At 75.0% G+C, this 22651-nt stretch carries 20 protein-coding genes; 5 read left to right on the top strand and 15 right to left on the bottom strand.

Translation table 11 applies throughout. The features are described from left to right. Positions 1-2 precede the first annotated feature (2 nt). From ACGFZP_RS13425 to ACGFZP_RS13445, 5 genes are all read right to left on the bottom strand, one after another. Complete coding sequence (locus ACGFZP_RS13425) at positions 3-773, bottom strand: tRNA-dependent cyclodipeptide synthase (protein WP_392931734.1); 771 nt, start codon at positions 771-773, stop codon at positions 3-5. A 477-nt stretch (positions 774-1250) separates the two neighbouring features. Next, positions 1251-2729, bottom strand: coding sequence for a pyridoxal phosphate-dependent decarboxylase family protein (locus ACGFZP_RS13430; protein ID WP_392931736.1), 1479 nt, complete (start codon positions 2727-2729; stop codon positions 1251-1253). Between the two features lie 32 nt (positions 2730-2761). Beyond that, positions 2762-4264: a diaminobutyrate--2-oxoglutarate transaminase family protein gene (locus tag ACGFZP_RS13435; RefSeq protein WP_392931738.1), complete on the bottom strand. Its 1503-nt coding sequence runs from the start codon at positions 4262-4264 to the stop codon at positions 2762-2764. 214 nt (positions 4265-4478) lie between these two features. Then, positions 4479-5171 carry a response regulator gene (locus ACGFZP_RS13440; protein WP_392931740.1) on the bottom strand — a complete coding sequence of 231 codons (693 nt, stop codon included), beginning with the start codon at positions 5169-5171 and terminating at the stop codon, positions 4479-4481. Next, complete coding sequence (locus ACGFZP_RS13445) at positions 5168-6793, bottom strand: ATP-binding protein (RefSeq protein ID WP_392931742.1); 1626 nt, start codon at positions 6791-6793, stop codon at positions 5168-5170. The genes ACGFZP_RS13440 and ACGFZP_RS13445 overlap by 4 nt, the downstream gene beginning before the upstream one ends. 196 nt (positions 6794-6989) lie before the next feature. On the opposite strand from ACGFZP_RS13445, the gene ACGFZP_RS13450 reads away from it, so the two are divergent. Next, positions 6990-8405 carry a cation:dicarboxylate symporter family transporter gene (locus ACGFZP_RS13450; RefSeq protein ID WP_392931743.1) on the top strand — a complete coding sequence of 472 codons (1416 nt, stop codon included), beginning with the start codon at positions 6990-6992 and terminating at the stop codon, positions 8403-8405. Positions 8406-8549: 144 nt separating this feature from the next. On the opposite strand, the gene ACGFZP_RS13455 is transcribed toward ACGFZP_RS13450, so the two are convergent. Next, on the bottom strand, positions 8550-9506 hold the full coding sequence (locus ACGFZP_RS13455) for a hypothetical protein (RefSeq protein ID WP_392931745.1): 957 nt from the start codon (positions 9504-9506) through the stop codon (positions 8550-8552). Positions 9507-9551: 45 nt separating this feature from the next. Then, a complete protein-coding gene (locus ACGFZP_RS13460; RefSeq protein WP_392931747.1) occupies positions 9552-10196 on the bottom strand; it encodes an RNA polymerase sigma factor in 645 nt (214 codons plus the stop codon). Positions 10197-10365: 169 nt separating this feature from the next. On the opposite strand from ACGFZP_RS13460, the gene ACGFZP_RS13465 reads away from it, so the two are divergent. Next, a complete protein-coding gene (locus tag ACGFZP_RS13465; RefSeq protein ID WP_392931749.1) occupies positions 10366-10737 on the top strand; it encodes a hypothetical protein in 372 nt (123 codons plus the stop codon). 172 nt (positions 10738-10909) lie between these two features. Here the strand turns inward: ACGFZP_RS13465 and ACGFZP_RS13470 are convergent, their stop codons facing one another. The 6 genes from ACGFZP_RS13470 to ACGFZP_RS13495 all read right to left on the bottom strand — a co-directional run bounded on the left by ACGFZP_RS13470 (position 10910) and on the right by ACGFZP_RS13495 (position 17429). After that, complete coding sequence (locus ACGFZP_RS13470; RefSeq protein WP_392931751.1) at positions 10910-11554, bottom strand: ATP/GTP-binding protein; 645 nt, start codon at positions 11552-11554, stop codon at positions 10910-10912. Then, positions 11535-12008, bottom strand: coding sequence for a DUF742 domain-containing protein (locus ACGFZP_RS13475; RefSeq protein WP_392932242.1), 474 nt, complete (start codon positions 12006-12008; stop codon positions 11535-11537). The genes ACGFZP_RS13470 and ACGFZP_RS13475 overlap by 20 nt, the downstream gene beginning before the upstream one ends. Positions 12009-12013: 5 nt before the next feature. Continuing rightward, on the bottom strand, positions 12014-12424 hold the full coding sequence (locus ACGFZP_RS13480; protein ID WP_392931753.1) for a roadblock/LC7 domain-containing protein: 411 nt from the start codon (positions 12422-12424) through the stop codon (positions 12014-12016). After that, a complete protein-coding gene (locus ACGFZP_RS13485; protein WP_392931754.1) occupies positions 12421-14922 on the bottom strand; it encodes a nitrate- and nitrite sensing domain-containing protein in 2502 nt (833 codons plus the stop codon). Before ACGFZP_RS13485 ends, ACGFZP_RS13480 begins: the two co-directional genes overlap by 4 nt. A 279-nt stretch (positions 14923-15201) precedes the next feature. Continuing rightward, positions 15202-16035, bottom strand: a complete 834-nt coding sequence (locus ACGFZP_RS13490; protein ID WP_392931756.1) for an MHYT domain-containing protein — start codon at positions 16033-16035, stop codon at positions 15202-15204. Between the two features lie 326 nt (positions 16036-16361). Next, positions 16362-17429, bottom strand: a complete 1068-nt coding sequence (locus ACGFZP_RS13495) for an RNA ligase (ATP) (protein WP_392931758.1) — start codon at positions 17427-17429, stop codon at positions 16362-16364. Positions 17430-17790: 361 nt separating this feature from the next. On the opposite strand from ACGFZP_RS13495, the gene modA reads away from it, so the two are divergent. The 3 genes from modA to ACGFZP_RS13510 all read left to right on the top strand — a co-directional run bounded on the left by modA (position 17791) and on the right by ACGFZP_RS13510 (position 20648). Then, positions 17791-18636, top strand: coding sequence for a molybdate ABC transporter substrate-binding protein (gene modA / locus ACGFZP_RS13500; protein ID WP_392931760.1), 846 nt, complete (start codon positions 17791-17793; stop codon positions 18634-18636). Further along, positions 18633-19484: an ABC transporter permease gene (locus tag ACGFZP_RS13505; RefSeq protein WP_392931762.1), complete on the top strand. Its 852-nt coding sequence runs from the start codon at positions 18633-18635 to the stop codon at positions 19482-19484. Before modA ends, ACGFZP_RS13505 begins: the two co-directional genes overlap by 4 nt. A 96-nt stretch (positions 19485-19580) precedes the next feature. Further along, entirely contained in the window at positions 19581-20648 is a 1068-nt protein-coding gene (locus tag ACGFZP_RS13510; protein ID WP_392931764.1) for an ABC transporter ATP-binding protein, read from the top strand. Positions 20649-20689: 41 nt separating this feature from the next. Here the strand turns inward: ACGFZP_RS13510 and ACGFZP_RS13515 are convergent, their stop codons facing one another. Beyond that, positions 20690-21403, bottom strand: coding sequence for a response regulator (locus ACGFZP_RS13515; RefSeq protein ID WP_392932243.1), 714 nt, complete (start codon positions 21401-21403; stop codon positions 20690-20692). Further along, positions 21403-22647, bottom strand: a complete 1245-nt coding sequence (locus tag ACGFZP_RS13520; RefSeq protein ID WP_392931766.1) for a sensor histidine kinase — start codon at positions 22645-22647, stop codon at positions 21403-21405. The genes ACGFZP_RS13515 and ACGFZP_RS13520 overlap by 1 nt, the downstream gene beginning before the upstream one ends. Positions 22648-22651: the final 4 nt, after the last annotated feature.

A 22651-nucleotide genomic window follows, 5' to 3' on the forward strand; every position in this document is an offset into this window, starting at 1 on the left:
GTTCAGGCGGCGTGCGCCGACGGCGCCGGGCGCAGGGGGGCGGCCGGGCGGACCACGGCGTAGGCCTGTCCGGGCTCCGCCCGCAGGCCCTGCTCGCGGCCGAACAGGACGGGCGTGAGCGGGAGTTCGAAGTGGTAGCAGCTGACCGAGCTGGGTACGCCGAGCAGCGCCGGGGTGTCCAGGAAGAACGGCAGCTCGGCGGCTATGTACTGCAGCCCGGCGGCCAGTTGGCGTTCGTCCGGGGCGAGTCCCTCGTCCAGCCGGGCGGCCAGGAAGCCGCGCGCCATGCCCTCGGCCGCGGCGCGGAACTCGCGGTCGGACCCCAGCGCGTCCATGACCCGGCGGTGCAGGCGGCGGTACGCGGGGTGGCCGGTGAACGCCGAGAGCGGGTGCACCCGGACGCCCTCGCGCCGGCCGGCCTCCTCGACGCCGCGCTCGATCCGGCGGGCGGTGGCCTTGACCTCCTTGGCGGCCCTGCGGTGGGCGTGTTCGGGAGTGTAGCCGAAGGTCTCGTACTGGGTCCCGACGTGCAGGTCGGCGTAGACGATGTCGATACGGGTGAAGAACTCCCGCCCCCACCCGATGAGTTCGGCGATCCGGCGGTGGCTGAAATAGCTGTTCCCCGGGCTGACGCCGATGAGCAGGTGGTCCCCGAGCTGCCAGATGTCCCGGCAGCGGGCGGAGAACGGCAGCGCCTCGAAAACCGCGGGGGAGGTATCCGCCGGGGCGGTTCCGGGGCCCGGCGGGTTGGTACTCAGGGTGGTTTCGCGCATGCGTTTGCCTCCGCGTCACAGGACTGGGGTTCGGGTGGCTTTACCGGGATTCACTGAAATGCAATGCGGGTACGCAGAGTTCACCGGTTTGTGAGGGTGGGTTCACCGCATTCGGGGTGGCGCGCGCCTGGTCGGACGGCCTTCCACCGGGGAGCCGTGTGCGCTTGGTGCAGCGGCGACCACATGAAGTTACCGCCGCGCTTCGGGATCTCCGCAAGCCCTGCCCTGGGGTTGGCGGAATTCGATCACCAGGCGGCCGGAATCAGCCTGTACGAGTGCCCAACGGTATGTCCACGGAGGCTTTCCGGGGGCGGGTGAATATCCCCCGGATACCCTGACACACCAGTGTGCCTTCCTCCAACATCCCTGCCGGAAAAAGGCGTTGCTTTTGCCTTTCGGGTCACGGGTCACGGGCCGCGCAGAGAAGGCCACGGGCCGCGAGCCGCGGGATATGGACTGCGGGCTACGGACCGCCGACTACGAGGGCTTCGTCTCCCGCCCGGCCCGGACCACCTCGTGGAGCAGCGCGCCGACCTCCGCGGGCGTGGTGTGCGGGTTGAGCAGCGTCAGCTTCAGCCGGACCCGGCCGGGCCCCTCGCCGGGCAGTTCGGTGCGGCCGACCACGGCCCGGCCGGAGCGCAGCAGCAGCCGACGCAGCCCGCCGTTGACCTCGTCCAGTACGGCCGGGTCGTGGCTCGACCCCGGGGGCCGGTAGCGGAACACCACGGTGGTCAGCACCGGTTCGCAGTACAGCTCCAGCTCGGGCTCGCCCCGGACGGCCTTGGCCGCGCCGAGGGCGAGTTCGTGGCAGGCGTCGACCAGCAGTCCCAGGCCGTCGCGGCCGAGGGTGCGCAGGGTGACGGCGATCTTGAAGGCGTCGGCGCGCCGGGTGGTGCGCAGCGAGCGTCCCAACAGGCTGGGGTAGCCGGCGTGTTCGTCGTCGGCCGGGTTGAGGTACTCGGCGCGGCGGGCCAGGGAGACGTAACTCTCGGCCTGGCGGACCAGGAAGACCCCGGCGGCGGCGGGCTGCCAGCCGAGCTTGTGCCAGTCCAGCGAGACGGAGTCGGCGCGTTCGATGCCGTCCAGCAGCGGGGCCAGCCGCTCGGAGAGCAGCGCCCCGCCGCCGTACGCGGCGTCGACGTGCAGCCAGGCGCCGTAGCGGGCGGCGAGGTCGGCGGCGGCGTGCAGCGGGTCGATGGCGCCGGTGTCGGTGGTTCCGGCGGTGGCGACCAGGGCGATCGGGGTCTGTCCGGCCCAGGTCACCTCGGCCAGGACGCGCTCCAGGGCGGCCGGTTCCATCCTCAGGTGGCGGTCGACCGGGACGGGGACGACGGCGCGTTCGCCGAGGCCGAGCAGGGCGGCGGCGCGCTGGACGGAGAAGTGCGCGGCGTGCGAGGCGATGATCCGCGGGGCGCCGCCGGCCGGGAGGCCGTCCAGTTCGACGATGCCGTCGAGCTTCTGGTCGCGCGCCAGCATCAGGCCCATCAGGTTGGACTCGGTGCCGCCTGAGGTGAGCACGCCGGTCGCCTGGGCCGGGTCGTAGCCGACCAGGGCGGCGAGTTCGGCGAGCAGCCCGGTCTCCAGGGCGGTGGCGGCGGGGGCCTGGTCCCAGGAGTCCTGTGAGGGGTTGAGCGCGCTGACCGCGAGGTCGGCGGCGGCCGCGACGGCGAGCGGGGGGCAGTGCAGGTGGGCGGCGCAGGCCGGGTCGGCGGGGTCGGCGGCGCCGTAGGCGAGCAGTTCGGTGAGGCGGGCGAGGGCGCCCCGGCCGTGGGCGCCGCGCAGGCCCTCCGCGACCAGCCCGGCGATCTCGGCGGGGGTGCCGGCCGGGAGCGGGCCGCCGCGCAGGCCGGTACCGGCGTCGAGCGCGTCCAGCACGGTGGCCAGCAGCGGGCCGAGTGCGCCGGGGCCGTCGACTCCGCCGGCGAGGGCGTCGAGCGGGATGGGCTCGTCGGGCATGCCCAGGTCCTCACCCGAGGGGTCGGGGACGGTCACAGCGCCGCCTCCGCCCGGGCCGCACCGGACCGCGCCGCCCGGGCGGGTGCGGTGGGCTTGGAACGCGCCGCCATGGCGGGTGCGGCGACGGCGGGTGCGGCGCCGGCCGGCGCCCCCGTGAGCGCCTCCGCGCCGACCGAGGCGATCGCGTCGGCCAGCCGGTCGAACACGGCCGCGGCCTGTTCGTCGGTGATGGTGAGCGGCGGCAGCAGGCGCAGGACGGCGTCGTGGCGACCGCCGAGTTCGACGATCAGGCCGCGGGCGAGGCAGGCCTCGCGGACCTTCACGGCGAGCGCGGGCGCGGCCGGCCGGGCCCCGCAGGCGTCCGGTTCGGCCCCCGGGTCGACCAGTTCGACGCCGATCATCAGCCCGCGTCCGCGGACGTCGCCGACCACCGGCAGCTCGCCGCGCAGCGCCCGCAGCCGCTCGGCCATCCGGGCCCCGACCAGGGCGGCCCGCTCGGCCAGGCCGTGGGCGGCGACGTACCGCAGGGTGGCCGCGCCGGCCGCCATGGCGAGGGTGTTGCCGCGGAAGGTGCCGGTGTGCGCGCCGGGTCGCCAGCCGTCGTAGTCCTCCCGGTAGACGACGACCGCCAGCGGCAGGCTGCCTCCGATCGCCTTGGAGAGCACCATGGCGTCCGGGACGATCCCGCTGTGCTCGACCGCCCACATGGCGCCGGTGCGGCCGACGCCGGTCTGCACCTCGTCCACGATCAGCGGGATGCCGCGTTCGGCGGTGATCCGGCGCATCTCGCGCAGCCAGCCGTCGGGGGCGGGGACGACGCCGCCCTCGCCCTGGACGGCCTCCAGGATCATCGCGGCCGGTTTGACCACCCCGCCCGAGGGGTCGTCCAGCAGCCGCTCGACGTAGGTGGCGGACAGGTCGGCCCCGGCGTCGCCGCCGATGCCGAACGGGCAGCGGTAGCCGTACGGGTAGGGCAGCCGGACGACCTCGCCGCCGCCGGGCAGCGGCTCCTTGACGGCGACGCTGCCGGTCAGCGCGAGGGCGCCGGCCGTCATGCCGTGGTAGGCGCCGGTGAAGGCGAGCGCGCCGCTGCGGCCGGTGGCGGTCTGCATCAGTTTGAGGGCGGCCTCGACGGCGTCCGTGCCGGCGGGGCCGCAGAAGTGCACCCGGGCGCGCTCGCCGAACCCCCTGGGCAGGCTCTCGAACAGGGCGGTGGTGAAGTCGTCCTTCTCGGCGGTGGCGAGGTCGAGCAGGTGCAGCGGCGCCCCGCTGTCCAGGGTGCGGCGGATCGCCTCCAGCACCACCGGGTGGTTGTGGCCGAGCGCGAGGGTGCCGGCGCCGGAGAGGCAGTCCAGGTAGCGGCGGCCGTCCGCGCCCTCGACGGTCATGCCGTTGGCGCGGACCGGGACGATCGGGAAGGAGCGGGCGTAGGTGCGGGCGGCGGACTCGCGGACGCGCTGGCGGCGCAGGATGGCATCCCCCGGGGCCTGGGCGGGGACGGCGGGCCCGGTGGCGGACTCAGCGGCGAGCGTCAAGGCGAACTCCCAGTAAAGTTAGGTAAGCCTAACTTTACTGGCCTGACCTGCTCACCTGGTCCCGGGACCGCGAGAACCACCCGAGCGGGTGACGGTGCGCCCTCCCGTCCAACGAGCGCCCGGCCGGGAGGTCACGGGCAGGCCCGCGGCGACGGGCGGCGCCCCGCGCGCGGCCGCGCTCGCCGCCTGTTGCTCGCCGCTCGCCGCTTACCGCTTACCGCTCCCGCCAGCGGTAGCAGAGCTCCGGGCGGCCCACCTGGCCGTACTGCGGCTCGCGCACGGCACGCCCGGTGTCCACCAGGTGCTCCAGGTACCGGCGGGCGGTGATCCGGGAGACCCCGGCCGCGGCGCCCGCGGCCGCCGCGGAGAGGCCGGCGGCGGACTCCCGCAGCACGGTGGCGACGGTGTCCAGGGTCGGGGCGCTGAGCCCCTTCGGAAGCACGCTGCGCTCGGGCGTGCGGAGCAGGGCGAGGGCCTGGTCGACCTCGTCCTGGCCGGTGGCCTCCCCGGTGCGGCCCAGGGTGTCGCGGTAGCGGGCGTAGCGCTCCAGCCGGTCGTGCAGGGCCGCTCCGCTGAACGGCTTCAGCAGGTACTGCACGACGCCCGCCGAGACGGCCTGGCGGACCATGGCGAGGTCGCGGGCGGAGGTGACGGCGATGACGTCGGTGCCGTGGCCGGCCGCGCGCAGGGTGCGGCAGAGCTGCAGACCGTGGCCGTCGGGCAGGTAGAGGTCCAGCAGGGTGAGGTCGACGGGGGTGCCGGCCGCACGGGCGCGCTCCAGGAAGCGCAGGGCGTCGGCGCAGCTGTGCACGGTGCCGACGGCCCGGAAGCCCGGTTCGCGCTCGACGTAGAGGGTGTGGGCGGCGGCGGCCACCGGGTCGTCCTCGACCACCAGGACGGAGATCACCGCGCGACCGCCTCCCGCTGCAGCGGAAGCCGGACGGTGAGCACCGCGCCGCGCTCGCGCCCGACCTCCACCGTGCCGCCGTTGCGCCGGGCGGCCTGGGCGACCAGGGCGAGCCCGAGACCGTGCCCGCGGCCGTCCTGTTTGGTGCTCCAGCCGCGCCGGAACACGTCATCCACCGCGCCCGGTTCGATCCCGGCACCGGTGTCGGCGACCCGCAGCAGGAGGTCCCCGTCGTCGATCCGGGCGGTGACGGTGACCTCGGGCTGGCCGGGCCAGTCGGCGGCGCCGGCGATGGCCGCGTCCACCGCGTTGTCGACCAGGTTGCCGAGCACGGTGATCAGGTCGCGGGCGGGCAGTCCGGGCGGCAGTACGCCGTCGTCGATCCGGCTGTCCTCGGTGAGCGTCAACTCCACGCCCCGCTCCGCCGCCTGGGCGGCCTTGCCGAGCATCAGCGCGGCGAGCACCGGCTCGCCGACCGCGGCGACCACCCGGTCGGTGAGCTGCTGGGCGAGCGCGAGTTCGGCGGTGGCGAACTCCACCGCCTGTTCGTGGCGGCCGAGTTCGATCAGCGAAACCACGGCGTGCAGCCGGTTGGCGGCCTCGTGCGCCTGTGCGCCCAGCGCCTCGGTGAAGGACTTCACCGAGTCCAGCTCGCCGCTCAGAGCCTGGAGTTCGGTGTGGTCCCGGAGGGTGACGGCGCGACCGAGACCGGTACCGATGGTCGAGGTGTTGAGCACCACCACCCGCTCGGCGGTGAGGTGGACCTCGTCCCGGACCGGCACCTCGCCGAGCACGGCCGCCACCAGGGCCTCCGGCAGTCCCAGTCCGTCCACCGGCCGGCCCTCCAACTCGCCCCTCAGGCCGAGCAGTTCCCGGGCGGCGTCGTTGCAGAGCACCACCCGGTGGGTGCGGTCGAGCAGCACCAGCCCCTCCCGCACCGAGTGCAGCGTGGCCTGGTGGTACTCGTAGAGGTGGCTGAGCTCGGCCGGCCCCATGCCGTGGGTGTGCCGCCGCAGCCGGGAGTTGGCGAGGTAGGTGCCGAGCCCGCCGACCGCCAGTGCGGCGGCCGCGACACCGGCCAGCGCGAGCAGCGGCCCGCGCAGCTGGTCGGTGATGGACCGCACCGTGATGCCCGCACTGACCAGGGCGACCACCTGCCGCCGGTCGTCCAGCACCGGGGTGACCACCCGCACGGACGGGCCGAGCGTGCCGGTGTACGTCTCGCTGCGGGTCTGTCCGGCGAGCGCCCAGTCGATGTGCCCGAGAAAGGTCTTGCCGATCTGCTCCGGCAGCGGATGGGTCCAGCGCACCCCGGCCGTGTCCATCACGGTGATGAAGGAGACCCCGGTGTCCACCCGGACCTGCTCGGCGTAGGGCTGGAGCACCGCCGACGGGTCGGGCCCGGCGACGGCGGCCCGGACGGACGGCGAGTCGGCGACGGCACGGGCCACGGCGGTGACCTGGCCGCGGGCCGCGTCCTCGGTCCGGTCGGCGGTGAACAGGTAGGCCAGCACGGCGCCGCCCGCCACCACGGCGGCGACGATCACCACCTGGACGACGAAGAGCTGTCCGGCCAGGCTGCGCACCAGCCGGCGCGGCGGGGGGACGGTGCGCACGGACATGCCTGACAGTGTGCACCACACCCGGGCCGGACCCGCGGGAGCCGGCGGGGCAATCCCCATCCGGCTCCCGCGAGGCGCCCGGTGGGGCCGGTCGTGAACTCTATGAACGCAAACGTGACCTCCGTCACGGCGCGGCCCATAGTCGGAGCGGCCCACCACCCGGGGCCGCCAGGAGTGCAGGGCGAAGGAGCCGCAGATGTCGATCACCGGAGCAGGACCGCAGGCGGGGGCCAGACGCAGGGACCGCACCCACTACCTCTACCTGGCGGTGATCGCGGCGGTCGTCGCCGGCATCGTGGTCGGGCTGGCCGCACCCGGCTTCGCCGTGGAGCTGAAGCCGATCGGGACGGGCTTCGTCAACCTCATCAAGATGATGATCAGCCCGGTGATCTTCTGCACCATCGTGCTGGGCATCGGCTCGGTGACCAAGGCCGCGAAGGTCGGCAAGGTCGGCGGGCTCGCGCTCGGCTACTTCCTCACCATGTCGACGGTGGCGCTCGGCATCGGCCTGGCCGTCGGCAACCTGCTGGAGCCCGGCTCCGGCCTGCACCTCACCCAGGCCCTGGCCAAGGCCGGGCACGCCCAGGCCACCGCCGGGGCCGCGCAGTCCACCACCGACTTCCTGCTCGGGATGATCCCGACCACCCTGCTCTCGGCCCTCACCGAGGGCAAGGTGCTGCAGACCCTGCTGGTCGCGCTGCTGACCGGCTTCGCGCTCCAGGCGATGGGACCGGCGGGCGCCCCCGTGCTGCGCGGGATCGGGCACATCCAGCGGCTGGTGTTCCGGGTGATGTCGATGATCATGTGGCTGGCGCCGGTCGGCGCCTTCGGCGCGATGGCGGCGGTGGTCGGGGCGACCGGCGTCTCCGCCCTGAAGAGCCTCGCCGTGATCATGATCGGCTTCTACGTCACCTGCGCGCTGTTCGTGGTCGTGGTGCTCGGCCTGCTGCTGCGGCTGGTCGCCGGGGTCAACGTGTTCTCGCTGCTGCGCTACCTCGGGCGCGAGTTCCTGCTGATCCTCTCCACCTCCTCCTCGGAGAGCGCGCTGCCTCGGCTGATCGCCAAGATGGAGCACCTGGGCGTCAGCCGCCCGGTGGTCGGCATCACCGTGCCGACCGGCTACAGCTTCAACCTGGACGGCACCGCGATCTACCTGACCATGGCCTCGATCTTCATCTCCGAGGCGATGGACAAGCCGATGTCGCTCGGCGAGCAGCTGTCGCTGCTGGTCTTCATGGTGATCGCCAGCAAGGGCGCGGCCGGGGTCACCGGCGCCGGGCTGGCCACCCTGGCGGGCGGGCTCCAGTCGCACAAGCCGGCCCTGGTGGACGGGGTCGGCCTGATCGTCGGCATCGACCGCTTCATGTCGGAGGCCCGGGCGCTCACCAACTTCGCGGGCAACGCCGTCGCGACCGTGCTGATCGGCCACTGGACGGGCGAGCTGGACCGCGAGCGGGCCCGGCGGGTGCTGGCCGGTGAGGTGCCCTTCGACGAGCGGACGCTGGTCGACGACCACGCCCCGGCGCCCGAGACCGCCCCCTCGGCGGGCTCCCCCCTGGACGGCGTCCCCGCCCAGAGCGGCGCGCCGAGTGCGGAGTCCGCCGCCGCCTGAGCCGCACCGCAACTCCCTGACTCCCCCGGTCCGGCGCCTCGCCCAACCCCCCGAGCGGCGCCGGGCCGGGGGTCCCGCGTGTTCGGACCCGGGCCCGGCGCCGGTTGGGCAGCCCGGGGCAGGCCCGCCGGGGGCCCGGGCCGCTCAGGCCTCTTCGGACCCGCTGATCGCCCAGCTCAGGCCGGTCGCCGGATCCTCCAGGGCGAGGTGCAGATGGCGCAGCTCGTCCGCCGGGTCGCACCAGGTGAAGCAGCGCATCCGGGCCACCAGGGCGTTCACCTCGGCCCGGTCGGGCCGGTCGGCGCCGGACATCGCGGCGAGCGCCCGCCAGAGCGCCAGCCGCCCGAGCGCCGAACCGTGCGCCCGGTCCCCCGCCCCGGCCTGCACCAGCGCCGGGTAGGCGGCGGCAAGGGGCAGGTACCCGCCGGTGACCCGCAGGTCGGGTGCGAGCCGAGCGGCCGCCTGCGGCGCCGGGCCGCGGACGCAGGCCACCTCGACCCAGCCCGCCAGGGCGGCCAGCGCCCGGGTGGCCCGCTGGCCGGTCAGCCGCGCCACCGGCTCCGGCAGCAGCACCGGGCCCAGGCCCTCCCGACTGGCGGGCAGCCCCAGCAGCGCACTGCGCGAGCCGCCGCCCGGCAGGTACTCCCGCACCCGGGGGCCGTCGCCCCAGCCCGCCGACTCCCAGGGCTCCAGCAGCAGCGGCACGCCCTCCGGGTCGGGCTCGGCCCCGTAGGCGAGGTCCTCGCCCATCAGCACCCGGGTGTGCGCGACCAGCCGGCGGACCAGCGGAGGCCCGAGCAGCGGGGCCAGCCGCAGCCAGGAGTGCCGGGTCGCGAGGACCTCCCAGAGCGGTCCGGTGTCATGGTCGGCGACCCCGGCGGCGGCGCCCGGACCGCCGTCCGGGTCGAACAGCCGGACGGCCAGCTCGGGCGGCGCGCCGTACGCGATCAGATGGCCGAGCGGCGCCGTCTCGGCCGCCGCCGATCGCTCACCGCCGCGCGCCGCGGCGGCGGCCCGGGCCTGCCGGTAGGCGCCCAGCAGCTCGGGCCAGCGGCCGTCCTCGGCCAGGGTGCGCAGCCTGCGGTCCTCGTACGTGATCACGATTTTCAGCGTACGGGCCGGGGCGCCGCATCAGCTGACATGGCGTCAGTTCGGTGCGTCGGGGCGATGCCGACCCGGCCCGTCGGCCCGCTCCGGCCCGTCGGCCTGCTCCGGCCCGCCGGCCCGCTCGTCGGCGCCGTGCCGCTCGCGCCGCCGTTCGCATTCGCGGTCGCGTTCGGATGCGCGTTCGCCTTCGAGGATGACCCGCAGCCGGCCGAGCGCGCGGCGGCGCGTGACCGCCAGGGTGCTGCGGTGCACCCCCAGCAGTGCGGCCGCCTCGTCGAGGCTGTACCCGTCGAGGTCGACCAGCAGCACCACCCGGGCCTGCTTGGCGGTCAGGCGGCGCAGCAGCCGGACCACCTCCCAGCAGGACTGCACCTCACCGATCCGGTCCGCGCCGACGGGCTCCTCGGCCGCGTCCGGGAGCAGGGCCCGCCGCCGCTCGCGGCGCCACTGGTCGCGCACCAGGTTGACCATCGTCGTGAACGCGTAGGCGTAGGGCTGCGGATGACGCAGAAACCGCTCCGGGCTCCGCGCGATTCTCAGGTACGCATCGTGCACGACGTCCTCGGCGCGGCCCGGGCAGCCGGTGAGCGAGACCGCGGCGCGTTGGAGCCTGGGCAGAATCTCGGTGAACGCCCGATTGAAGTCCCCCGCGCACTCATTCGAACACGGACCGGTGAATCCCATGCCGCCCACCTCGGAACTCGGCACCCGACAATCGCAGTTGTGACCCACGTCACACTCTAGGGCGTCGTTTCACCGAGCGCAGTCGTTCGTGTGCATTACGTCATCGGATGAAGCGGCCGGGGCGAAATCCCCGGCCCACCGTCCGGGCACGGAGCAAGGAGGCATCACCATGTCAGGCTGTATCGCCAGGAACGTCGCCAAGTTCGGGATGGTGGCCGCGGCCGCCCTCGGCGCACTCGGCGCGACCACCCTGCCGGCCGCCGGCGCACCGGCCGCCGACCAGACCATCACCGCCGGCTCGGGCATCGCCTCGCCCGCGGCCGTCACCGCCTCGTACAACTGTGTCATCACCGCCGACTACGGCTGGCGCTGGGAGGGCAACTGCCGGGTCTACTCGGGCGAGTTGCGCACCATCACCTACTGCGCCAACGGCACGTCCACCACCGGCCTGTGGATCGGCGCCCGCTCCCAGCCGTGGGCCGTCTGGGGCAACTGCCCGGGCTCCAGCTGGACCCGCATCGTGTTCCAGACCCGCGGCTGACACCCGCACCGGCACCGCACCGCACCGCACCGGCCCCGCACTACACCGCACAACACCCACCGCACAACACCGAAGGGGTGCCGCCGATCGGCGGCACCCCTTCGTCCATGCGCCCGCGCCCACCGGGGCGTTGAGGGTGTCCGGTGCGCCGGGGTGTCCGGTGCGCCCGTGTTCAGCCCGCCGGGGCCGCGTCGGCCAGCAGACGGGCGGCGTGGACCCGGCCGGCGTGCTCGACCAGGTTGATCAGCACCTGCTTGCCCGAGGCCCGGCGGCGGGCGTCGCACACCACGACCGGCGTGCCGGCCTCCAGGTCCAGTGCGCGGGCCACCTCCTCCGGCCGGAAGTCCCGGGTGCCGGCGAAGTGGTTGACGGCCACCACGAACGGGATGCCCCGGTGCTCGAAGAAGTCGACGGCGGGGAAGCAGTCGGTCAGCCGGCGGGTGTCGGCGAGCACCACGGCGCCGAGCGCGCCCTGCGCCAACTCGTCCCACAGGAACCAGAACCGGTCCTGCCCCGGCGTACCGAAGAGATAGACCGCCAGGCCCTCGCGGATGGTGATCCGCCCGAAGTCCATCGCGACCGTGGTGGTGGACTTCCGCTCCACCCCTCCGGTGTCGTCCACGCCCCGCCCGGCCTCGGTGAGCAGTTCCTCCGTGCGCAGCGGGCGGATCTCGCTGACCGAGCCGACCAGGGTGGTCTTGCCGACGCCGAAACCGCCCGCCACCAGGATCTTGAGCGCGAGGACGGCGGGGTCGGCGGCGCCGGGCGCCGCGCCGCGGGTGCGGGTGCGGGTGCGGTCAGAGTGCGCGGAGTCCATGGACGACCTCCTGGAGGATGCGCTCGTCGGGGAGCAGGGCGGGCGGGACGGGTCGGCTGACCCGGATGTACCCGGCCGCCAGCAGATCGCCGAGCAGTACCCGGACCACGCCGAGCGGCAGGTCGAGGTCGGCGGCGAGCTCGGCCACCGAGAGGGCGCCGCCGCGGCAGCGGCCGAGGATCCGGCCCTGCTCGGGGCCGACCGACAGGTCGGGGGCGTCCGGGCCGTCCGGGACGTCGGCGACCACCAGCGCGATCAGGTCGAACTCCCGCCCGGCGGGGCGGGTCCGGCCCCTGGTCATGGCGTACGGGCGGACCAGCGGGCCGGCCTCGTCGTCGTACCAGCGCGAGCGGTGGGCGGCGGCGAGCGGATTGCGCGACTGCGGCGGGGCCTGGCGGGGAGGAGGGGGCGGCGGGTCGGTGTGGCGGTACGGGTACGGGCGCTGCTCCGGCATCGGGCTCACCCGTCCGACGGTCTGCGCGGCGCGGACCGGAGGTGTTCGCCGACCCGGCGCACCAGGCGGGCCATCTCGTAGGCGATCAGGCCGAGGTCGGCGTCGGCGGTGGAGAACACCGCCAGGCAGGTGCCCTCGCCGGCGGCGGCCACGCAGAGGAAGCCGCGCTCCAGCTCGACCATGGTCTGGCGGACCTCGCCCGCGTCGAAGTGCCGTCCGGCTCCCTTGGCCAGGCTGTGGAAGCCCGAGGCGACGGCCGCCAGGTGCTCGCCGTCCTCCCGGTCCAGGCCGGCCGAGGTGCCCATCGCCAGGCCGTCGGCGGAGAGCAGCACGGCGAACCTGACCTCGACGACCCGCGAAACGAGTTCGTCGAGCAGCCAGTTGAGCTCTCCCGCACGGTGGGTGGTGCCGATCATCGGCGCTCTCCTTCGGGGCCTTGGGGTTGGTGGTTCGACTCGGGCGCGGCCGGGCGCTTGCCGCGCGCCCAGCCCTCCTGGTAGGCGGACATCGCGGCGCGGGCCGCCTCCGGGTGGCGGCCGGGCGCCGAGGCGGTGCGGCGGGTGCCGACGGCCGGGGCGGGCGGCGCCTCGCGCAACTGCGGTACCAGGCTGGCCTGGCGGATCCGGCGGGGCAGCTCGTCCGCCGCCGGGCCGTCCGTCCGGGCCCCGGAGCCCCGGAACGGGGTGGGGCGCAGCACCCCGGGGTCGCCGCCTCGCGCGCCGAACGGCAGCAGCGCCCCGCCCTGCGGCGGCGGGCCGTCCACCGCGGGCGGCTCCTCGACCGGCTGCACCGGCCCCTCCGGTGCGAACCGGGGCGGCGGCGTCCGGGGCAGCACCGTCCGGGCCGGCCGCTCGGCCTGCGGGAGGTCGGCGGGCGGCGGATCGATGTCCAACTCCGGTACCGCGTCCGCTGGTTCCCGCCAGTCGACCGGGCTGCTCCGATCCGACTGCCGCCCGCCCGGGCGGTCCTCGGCCAGCAGGGCGGTGGGCAGCAGCACCACGGCGGTCGTCCCGCCGTACGCGGAGGTCTGCAGCGACACCTTGACTCCGTGCCGCCGGGCCAGCCGGCTGACCACGAAGAGGCCGAGCCGGTCGCTGTCGAGGAGGTCGGCCTGCCCGGCGGCGGCGATCCGCCGGTTGGCGTCGGCCAGCGCCTCGCCGCCCAGGCCAAGACCGCGGTCCTCGATCTCCACCGCGTAGCCGTTGCCGACCAGTTCGCCGCGGATGTGCACCCGGGTGTGCGGCGGCGAGAATCCGGTGGCGTTCTCGACCAGCTCGGCGACCAGGTGGGTGAGGTCCGCGACGGCCTGCCCGGTGACGGCCGCGGGCGGCAGCCGGTGCACCTCGACCCGGGCGTACTCCTCGACCTCGGAGACGGCGGCGCGAACCACGTCCAGCAGCGGGACGGGCCTGCGCCAGGCCCGTCCGGGGGCCGCGCCGGAGAGGATGATCAGTCCCTCCGCGTGGCGGCGCATCCGGGTGGTGAGGTGGTCCAGCCGGAACAGGTCGGCCAGCTCGGACGGGTCCTCGGTGCGGCGTTCCATCGTGTCCAGCAGGGTGAGTTGTCGGTGGACCAGGACCTGGCTGCGGCGGGCCAGGTTGACGAAGACGCCGGAGACCCCGGAGAGAACCTCGGCGCGTTCGACGGCCGCGGTGACGGCCGCCCGCTGAACGGTGCCCAGCGCGCCGCGCACCTGGCCGATCTCGTCGCTCCCGTGTGCCGGGAGCGGGGCCTCGACCTCGATGTCGACCTCCTCGCCGGATCGCAACCGCCGCATGGTGGCGGGGAGTTTGCGCCCGGCCAGCTCAAGTGCCGAATTGCGCAGGCCGATCAGCTCGGTGACCAGTCCGCGCCCGATCCGCACCGAGATCACCAGCGAGGCGAGCACGGCCACCAGGCCGAGCAGCACGGCGAACCCCGCGGGGGTGAACATGCCGAGCGCGTACGGGTCTTCGCGACCGGCGGCGGCGCGTCCGGCCTCGTCCTCGACCGCCCGCAGGTCACGGGCGACGTTCCCGGCGGCCACCGCCCAGCGGTCCGCTGCGACGGCGGCGACGGCCGACCGGCCGTCGGGGGCGGTGCGGACCCGGTCCTCGTAGCCGGCGAGGTCCCGGTGGTCCGGGCCGGCGGTGACGGCGAGCAGCGCGGACCGGTCCTGCGGGCGCAGGTCGGCGGCCGACCCCTGCTCGAACTGGCGGCGGGCGAAGACGGTGCCGGCGAACTCCCGCAGCTGGTCCTCGCCGAGGCCGCCGGACAGCTGGGCAGCGCGCAGCAACGCGTCCTCCCGGGCGAGCAGTTCACGCGAGCGGGCGAACTCCAGCAGCACCCGGGCGTCGGAGGCGACCCGGTGGTCCTGGAGCGGGGTCAGTGCGCCGGCCACCGCCAGCGCCCGGTCGACGGCCGTGCCGTACGCGCCGTACGCCTCGGGCCAGCCGACCGAGCGGGCCAGGATCCGGGCGCGCAGCCCGGGCAGCGCGGCGACGGCGGTGCCGAGTGCGTCCAGTCGCGCGGCGGCGTCCGGGCCGAGCCCCTCGGCGTCGGCCCGGTTGTAGCCCGGCCCGCCACCCGCGCCCTGGGCGATCCGCGCCGCGCCGGGCCCCCGCTCGGCGGCGGCCCGGTCGTCGGCGGCCCGGTCGACCGGCTGCGGGCCGAGGAGCAGCGGGGCGAGTGCCCGGTCGGTGGCGGCGGCGGCCTCGCGCAGGGCGCTGTCCCGGGCTGCGCCCGGTGCGGCCAACAGCTGCCCGGCGGCGGCGCGTTCGGCCTGCAGCCCGGCGACGGTGTCGCCGATCGGGGTGAGCACGGTGGTGTGCGCCTCGCGCAGCCGCAGCAGGTCCCAGACGTCCTGCGCGGTGGTGACGGTGGCGAAGGCCCAGAGCGCCAGCACCGAGACGACCGGGACCATCAGCAGTGCCACGACGCGGGCGCGGACGGTGCGGGGACGCAGTCCGCGCGCGCTGCGGCGGGCGGTGTCACGAGCGGGCCTGGCAGGCGGCCCGGCGTGGGCACCCCGGCGGGGACCGGGCGCGGTACCGCGGCTTTCGCGCATGGGTGAGGAGCCTTTCCGGCGGAAGGTCGGTGCGGAAGGTCGGTGCGGAAGACGGGTGTGTGAGACGGGTGTGTGAGACGGGTGGTTGAGACGGGTGCGTGAGACGGGTGCGGAAGGTCGGCGCAGCCCGGGGAAGGCGCGGCGCGGTCAGGCCGCGCGGCCGTGCAGGTGGGGGTCCCGGCGCCCGGCGCCGCCCTGGTCCGCGGCCGCCGCGAGCTCCTCGATCGCCAGCTCGCCGGCCTCCTGGTAGGCGGCCCGTTCCTGGGCGGTCGGGGAGAGCGCGACGAATGCGGAGGTGAGGAAGAGGAAGGAGCCGAGCCCGACGGCGAGCGGGAAGACAAACTCCATCGGGGCCGCGCCGCCGAGCCCGGTCCTGGCAGGCTCCAGCCGGACGTGGACGGCGGCCATGCCGGTGTAGTGCATACAGCTGACGGCGAGGCCCATGACCAGCGAGGCGGCCCCGGCCGCGTACACGTTGCGGATGGTGACGGCGGCCCAGAGCGCGGCGGTGGCGGCGCCGACCGCGACCAGCACGGAGAGCGCGACCGCGGCCGGGTCGTAGCGCAGTCCGCCGTGCAGCCGGACGGCGGCCATGCCGAGGTAGTGCATCGCGGCGACGCCGAGGCCGGTGGTGAGGCCGCCGGCCAGCAGGGCCGGGCCCCGGTGCCGCCCGTATCCGACGGCGAACACCCCGAGCCCGGTCACCAGTACCGCCACCACCAGGCTGAGCACGGTCAGCGGCACGTTGTAGCGCAGTTCGGTGCCGTCGACGGTGAAGCCGAACATCGCCACGAAGTGCATGGTCCAGATGCCGGAGCCGATCGCGGCGGCCGCGGTGAGCAGCCAGTTGCGGCGGGTGGCACCGGTGGCGGAGAGTCCGCGCAGGGTGCAGCGCAGGCCCAGCGCGGCTCCGACGCACGCCATCGCGTACGACAGCCCCGGCGTCAGCCAGCCGAGACTGAAGTGGTTCATCGTGCCCATCGGACCTCCGGTCGACCGGTCGGGCCCGGGGGCGGTTCACGATGCGCCCGGGCACCCCCGACCGGGCGGACTCCGGCGGGGCGGCGCGTGGCGGGTGACCGGTCTACCTCGGTCGATCACCCGTCATATGCCTGCCGCACGTGCGCTTCCGGTCTGGGGTGCGTGGGACGCTATCGAGGGGCCGGAATCGGCCACGCGAAGATGTGAAAAGCTGCCCGCAAGGCACGAGCGCTGTGTTCGAATGGGGCCGTCGTATGCCGCCACCGGACACCGGTCCCGGGGGCCCTGGCGGGCGCGCAGCGCCCACCCGCCCGGCACCCTCCGGATCACTCGTACTCGGTGCCGCCCTTGCGGGTCAGGTAGGCGTCGCCGACCACCTTGGCGATCGCCCGGCCGCCCACCACCGGGCTGTAGCGCTCGCTCAGCGGACGGATCACCACGCCCTCCCGTACGTGCAGTTCCCGCCCGGAGACGGTCTCCCGCCCCTGCGCCAGCGCCAGCACGGTGTCCGTGTCGAACGGTCCGCGCCACAGCTCGGGCACCAACGGCAGCTCGCCGTCCAGCAGTTCGGCGGCCGGCAGCCAGCGCAGCTGCCCGTCGACCACCGCCGACACGTCGAAGACGGCGTAGCCGGGCAGTTCGCTGCGGCCGGCCTCGCCGTAGGTGAGGTCCTGCACCCCGGTGCCGAACACCTCGCCGAAGATGCCGACCCGCTCGGCGCCCAGCCGCTGCGCCAGTCGCGCGGCGACCGCCGGTATGCCGTGCGCCCGGACCGCCCGCCAGTACAGGTTGCGCGCGTCCTCGACCAGCGCCAGCCCCTGGGCTCCGATGCCCTTGGACGACACCTGCACCTCGCCGGTCGCGGCGTGATAGGTGACCAGGCAGCAGCTGCCGTGCAGCTTCTCGGTCAGCACCACGGGCTCGCCCGGCTCGAAGACGTCCGGGAAGCGCTTGAGGTTCTCGATGTCCACCCAGGGCAGCAGGTCCGGCGCGCGCTCCACGTCTCCGCTCATCGAGGTCGGGATCGGCGGCTGCCATTTGGTGACGCCCAGCAGCTCGGCGAAGTCCTCGCCGCGTTCGGCCGCCGACGCCAGGTCGGCGCCGGCCAGCGCACCCGGTCGGCAGACGATGCCCTGCGACAGCTCGCCGCGCAGCCGGACCGCCCTGACCCGGTCCGACCCGCTGCCGGCGAGCCGGCCGGTCAGGCCCAGCTCCTCGATCAGCGCGGCGGGCAGCACCGCCTGCTCGGGGATGTAGACGGCGTGGTCGCCGGTCCGGTACACGCCCTTGGCCACCACCGCCCGGTAGAGGCCGACCTGGGCGAGTTCGAGGGCGTCCGCGTTCGGGTGGGCCAGGATGGTCAACCGCTCGGCGGTGACGCGCAGTGTGGACATGGGTGTACTCCCCCCGTGGGCGCGGCCGGTCGGCCTGCGGCATGGACGAACAGCGGCCACTCTTTCGCCCCGGGACGCCCGGACGCGAGGGGTTTTCGGCCACCCCGGCCTGCGGGGGCGGCTCGCACCGGCCCCCGCCCGCCGCGGGGGGACGCCCTGTCGGCCCCTGCCGGGCCGGACCGGGTTTGAGGCTTCCCACAGCCGGGCAGACCGGGCTGGCGAGCGCCCGCTGTGCAATGCCACAGGGGATTTTTCCCTTGTATTTGCGGCACTATGATCACCATAAGGACCGCACCTGCTAGCACCACACCAGCACGCACCGCCCGCGCCCCTTCCGGCGCGCCCAGGAAGGGAAGCACCAATGACCCTCAGCACGACCGGCACCCGCAGACTCGCCGTCGCCGCCGCAGCGGCCCTCGCCCTCAGCCTCGGGGTCACCGCCTGCGGCAGCGACGGCGACGGCAAGTCCTCCGCGAGCGGCTCCTCGGCGGCGTCCGCCTCCGGCAGCCCCTCCGCCGCGAGCCCGAAGGCGTCCGGCACGATCACCGTCTTCGCCGCCGCCTCGCTCAAGGAGAGCTTCACCGACCTCGGCAAGAAGTTCGAGGCCGCGAACCCCGGCACCAGCGTCAAGTTCAACTTCGGCGGCAGCTCGGCGCTCGCCAGCAGCATCAACTCCGGCGCCCCCGCCGACGTCTTCGCCGCCGCCAGCCCGGCCACCATGAAGACCGTCACCGACGCGGGCGGCGCGAGCGGCGAGCCGAAGACCTTCGTCAGGAACACGCTCACCATCGCGGTGCCCAAGGGCAACCCCAAGCACGTCGCCTCGCTCAACGACCTCACCGCCGCCGGCGTGAAGGTCGCGCTGTGCGCCAAGGAGGTGCCGTGCGGCGCCGCCGCACAGACCGCGCTCAAGGCGGCCGGCGTCAACCTCACGCCCGTCACCCTGGAGCAGGACGTCAAGGGCGCGCTGACCAAGGTCGAACTGGGCGAGGTCGACGCCTCGCTGGTCTACCAGACCGATGTGAAGTCGGATGCTGCGAAGATCGACGGCGTGAACTTCCCCGAGGCCGACAAGGCCGTGAACGACTACCCGATCGCCGCGCTGGCCAAGGCCCCCAACAAGGACGGCGCCGCCGCCTTCGTCGCGTACGTCCAGTCGCCCGAGGCGCGGCAGGCGCTCACGGCGGCCGGCTTCCAGGCGCCGTGAGCCCTCGCACCACCCGCACCGCCGCCGGTGCAGCAGCCCCGCAGAAGAGCCTGCCGCACCGGCGGCGCGCCCGCCGCGTCCCGGTCGCACTGCTGCTCCCGGCGCTGCTGGGGCTCGCGTTCCTGACCCTGCCGCTGGTCGGACTGCTGATCCGGGCGCCCTGGAGCACCCTGTCCGAGCAGCTCACCAGCACCGAGGTGTGGGACGCGCTGCGGCTCTCACTGATCTGCGCAACGGCGGCCACGGGGGTGTCGCTGGTGCTCGGGGTGCCGCTGGCCTGGCTGCTCGCCCGCACCGAGCTGCCGGGGCGGCGCCTCGTCCGGGCGCTGGTCACCCTGCCGCTGGTGCTGCCGCCGGTGGTGGGCGGGGTGGCGCTGCTGCTGGTCCTCGGGCGGCGCGGCATCGTCGGGCAGTGGCTGGACTCGGCCTTCGGCATCACCCTGCCGTTCACCACCACCGGCGTGGTGATCGCCGAGGCCTTCGTGGCGATGCCGTTCCTGGTGATCAGCGTCGAGGGCGCGCTGCGGGCCGCCGACCCGCGGTACGAGGAGGCCGCCGCCACCCTGGGCGCCTCCCGGCTGACGGCGTTCCGCCGGGTGACCCTGCCGCTGATCGCCCCGGGCATCGGCGCCGGCGCCGTGCTGGCCTGGGCGCGGGCGCTCGGCGAGTTCGGCGCGACGATCACCTTCGCGGGCAACTTCCCCGGTCGGACGCAGACCATGCCGCTCGCCGTCTACCTCGCCATGGAGTCGGATCCGGAGGCGGCCATCGCGCTGTCGCTGGTCCTGCTGGTGGTCTCCATCGCCGTGCTGGCCGGTCTGCGCGAGCGCTGGATGTCCACCCCGTGAGCACACCGCCGCCCGCGGAGCGCGGGGTCGAACCGGTCGGCCCGGTCGACCGGTTCGACCCCGCGCCCCGCCGAACTCCCCCTGGACGCCCCCGCCATGACTGATGCGACCCCTGCGCTCGACGCCCGGCTACGCGTGGACCGGGCCGCCTTCAGCCTCGACCTGGCGCTCACCGCCGCCCCCGGCGAGGTGATCGCCCTGCTCGGTCCGAACGGCGCCGGCAAGTCGACCGCGCTGCGCGCCCTCGCCGGGCTGCTGCCGCTCACCGACGGCCATCTGCGCCTGGACGGCCGCGTCCTGGAGGATCCGGCCCAGCGCCTGCACACACCCGCCGAGGAGCGCCCGGTCGGCGTGGTGTTCCAGGACTACCTGCTCTTCCCGCACCTCAGCGCCCTCGACAACGTCGCCTTCGGGCCGCGCTGCCAGGGCCGGCCCAAGCGCGAGGCCCGCGCCGAGGCGGCCGGCTGGCTGGAGCGGATGGGCCTCACCGAGCACGCCGACACCCGCCCGCGCAGCCTCTCCGGCGGCCAGGCGCAGCGGGTGGCGCTGGCCCGCGCGCTCGCCGTCCGGCCCCGGCTGCTCCTGCTGGACGAGCCGCTGGCCGCCCTGGACGCCCGCACCCGGCTCGACATCCGCTCCCAACTGCGGCGCCACCTCGCCGATTTCGAGGCGGTCGCGGTGCTGGTGACACACGACCCGCTGGACGCCATGGTGCTGGCCGACCGGCTGGTGGTGATCGAGGGCGGCCGCGAGGTGCAGTCCGGCAGCCCGGCCGAGATCTCCCGGCACCCGCGCACCGACTACATCGCCCGGCTGGTCGGCCTCAACCTCTACCAGGGCACCGCCGACGGGCACCTGGTCACGCTGCCGGGCGACGTCACGATGACCGCCGCCGAGCAGCTGTCCGGCCCCGCCTTCGTCGCCTTCCCGCCGTCGGCCGTCACGCTGCACCGGGAGCGGCCGGAGTCCAGCGCGCGCAACGTCTGGGAGTTGAAGGTCGCGGGCCTGGACCTGCACGGCGACCAGGTCCGCGCCGATCTGGTCGGCGTCCTGCCGATGGCCGCCGACCTGACGCCGGCGGCGGCCGCCGAGCTCGACCTGGCGCCCGGCAGCTCGGTCTGGGCCGCCGTCAAGGCCGCCCAGACCCGCGCCTACCCGGCCTGAGCCCGCCGGGTAGGTCGCGGCGCACTGCCGCGGCTACGGTCCTACTCCGAGGGCTCCACGAAGCCGGACTCGTAGGCGGCGATCACGGCCTGGGTGCGGTCGCGCGCCCCGAGCTTCGCCAACACGCTGCTGACATGGGTCTTCACGGTCTGCACGCCGAGGTGGAGCTGCTCGGCGATCTCACCGTTGGTCAGGCCGCGGGCGACCAGGCGCAGGACCTCGGACTCGCGGTCGGTGAGGGCGGCGCGGGCCATTCCCTCCCGGGCGGCCCGGTTGCCCTGGCCGGCGGCGAGGCGGCGGATCGCGGTGGGGAAGAGCAGCGACTCACCCGCCGCCACCAGCCGGACCGCGTGCGCGATCTCGGCCGGCCGGGAGCGCTTCAACAGGAAGCCGTCGGCGCCGGCCCGCAGGGCCTGGTAGACGTAGTCGTCGTTCTCGAAGGTGGTGACGACCAGGATCTTCGGCGGCTGTTCCGCGTCCGCGCGGTCGTCCGTGCTCCCGAGACCGCTGCCGGACTCGCCCGCGCTCACGCCCGGGCGCTGTGCCACGAGCGCCCTGGTCGCCGCCAGGCCGTCCATCCGCGGCATCCGCACGTCCATCAGCACCACGTGCGGACGCAGCGTCCGGGCCATCGCCACCGCCTCGGCCCCGTCGGCGGCCTCGCCGACCACCCGAAGGTCCCCCTGTGCCTGCAGCACGGCCCGAAGACCCGCCCTGACCAGCTCTTCGTCGTCCGCCAGCAGAATGTCGATCATCACGCGCCCAAGCGTAGGGGCATCCGCACCGCCAGGACCCACTCGCCGGACTCGGCCCCCGCCGAGGCCTCCCCGCCGAGCAGGACGGCCCGCTCCCGGATGCCGCGCAGCCCCTTGCCGCCCCGGCCCGACCCACCGCGGGCCACCGTGCCGCGCGCCGCCGTGCCGCGCGCCGCCGTGCCGCGGGCCTGCGCCGCCAGGGCGTTGGCGCAGCGCAGCTCCAACCGGCCGTCCCGCACGGCGACCCGGACGGTGATCGGCTCACCGGGCGCGTACTTGAGGGCGTTGGTGACGCCCTCCTGCACGATCCGGTAGGACTCCCGGGAGAGCACTCCGGGCAGCTTCCCCGAGGGCACGTCGATCCATGCCTCGACCGGGCTGCCGGCCGAGCGCGCGGTGTCGAAGAGGCCGGGCAGCTGCTCGATCCCGGGGTGCTCGGTGGCCACGCCGTCCGGGGCCTCGCGGAGCAGGACGAGGGTGCGCTCCAGGTCGTCCATGGCCTGGCGGCCGGTCTCCTCGATCACTTCGAGCGCCTTGGCGACGAAAGCCTGGTCGCCGACCGCGCGGGCCGCACCCGCCTGAAGGACCGTCACCGTCAGCGCGTGGCCGATGGAGTCGTGCAGCTCCCGGGCCAACCGGTTGCGCTCCAGCAGGCGTTCGGCCCGCAGCTCGGCGGCGGCCAGGCGCTCGGCCGGGGACGGCCCCAGCAGCCGCACGGCCATGGCGAGTTGGAGGCGACCGGCCCACACCGCCAGCCAGCCGTAGCCGAACAGCAGCACCGGAACCGCCAGCGGGTACCACAACACCTCGCCCTGGGCGGGGAGTCGGAGACCGTAGAGGCACGGCTCCGACCTGGTCAGCAGCTCGCCGCAGGCGGTCACCGTCAGCACGGTGAACATCCCGACCAGCGACCCGAGGGCCACCCGGCCGACCAACCAGGCCGCCGTGCGCCGCCGGTCGGCCCAGCCGCGGGCGGGTTCGACGGCGATGTCCTGCTCCTGCTCGGGCACCAGCAGCAACCGCGCCTGCACGCCCTCGGCCCGGCGCATCGCGGGTACCAACGCGGCGAGCCCGAGCAGCGCGGCGTCCAGCGGAGCGGCCCGCACCAGGACCTCGGCCGGGCTCCACCCGTACGTCCCCGGATAGATCATCAGGATCACGCCGACGAAGACGCACCCGACCCACAGGTGCAGCCACCGCGCGTACACGGCGGCACTGAGGAACGGCGCGAGAATCCTGGGCATTGCG

The organism is Kitasatospora sp. NPDC048239 (genome assembly GCF_043202015.1).
Classification (GTDB): Bacteria; Actinomycetota; Actinomycetes; order Streptomycetales; family Streptomycetaceae; genus Kitasatospora.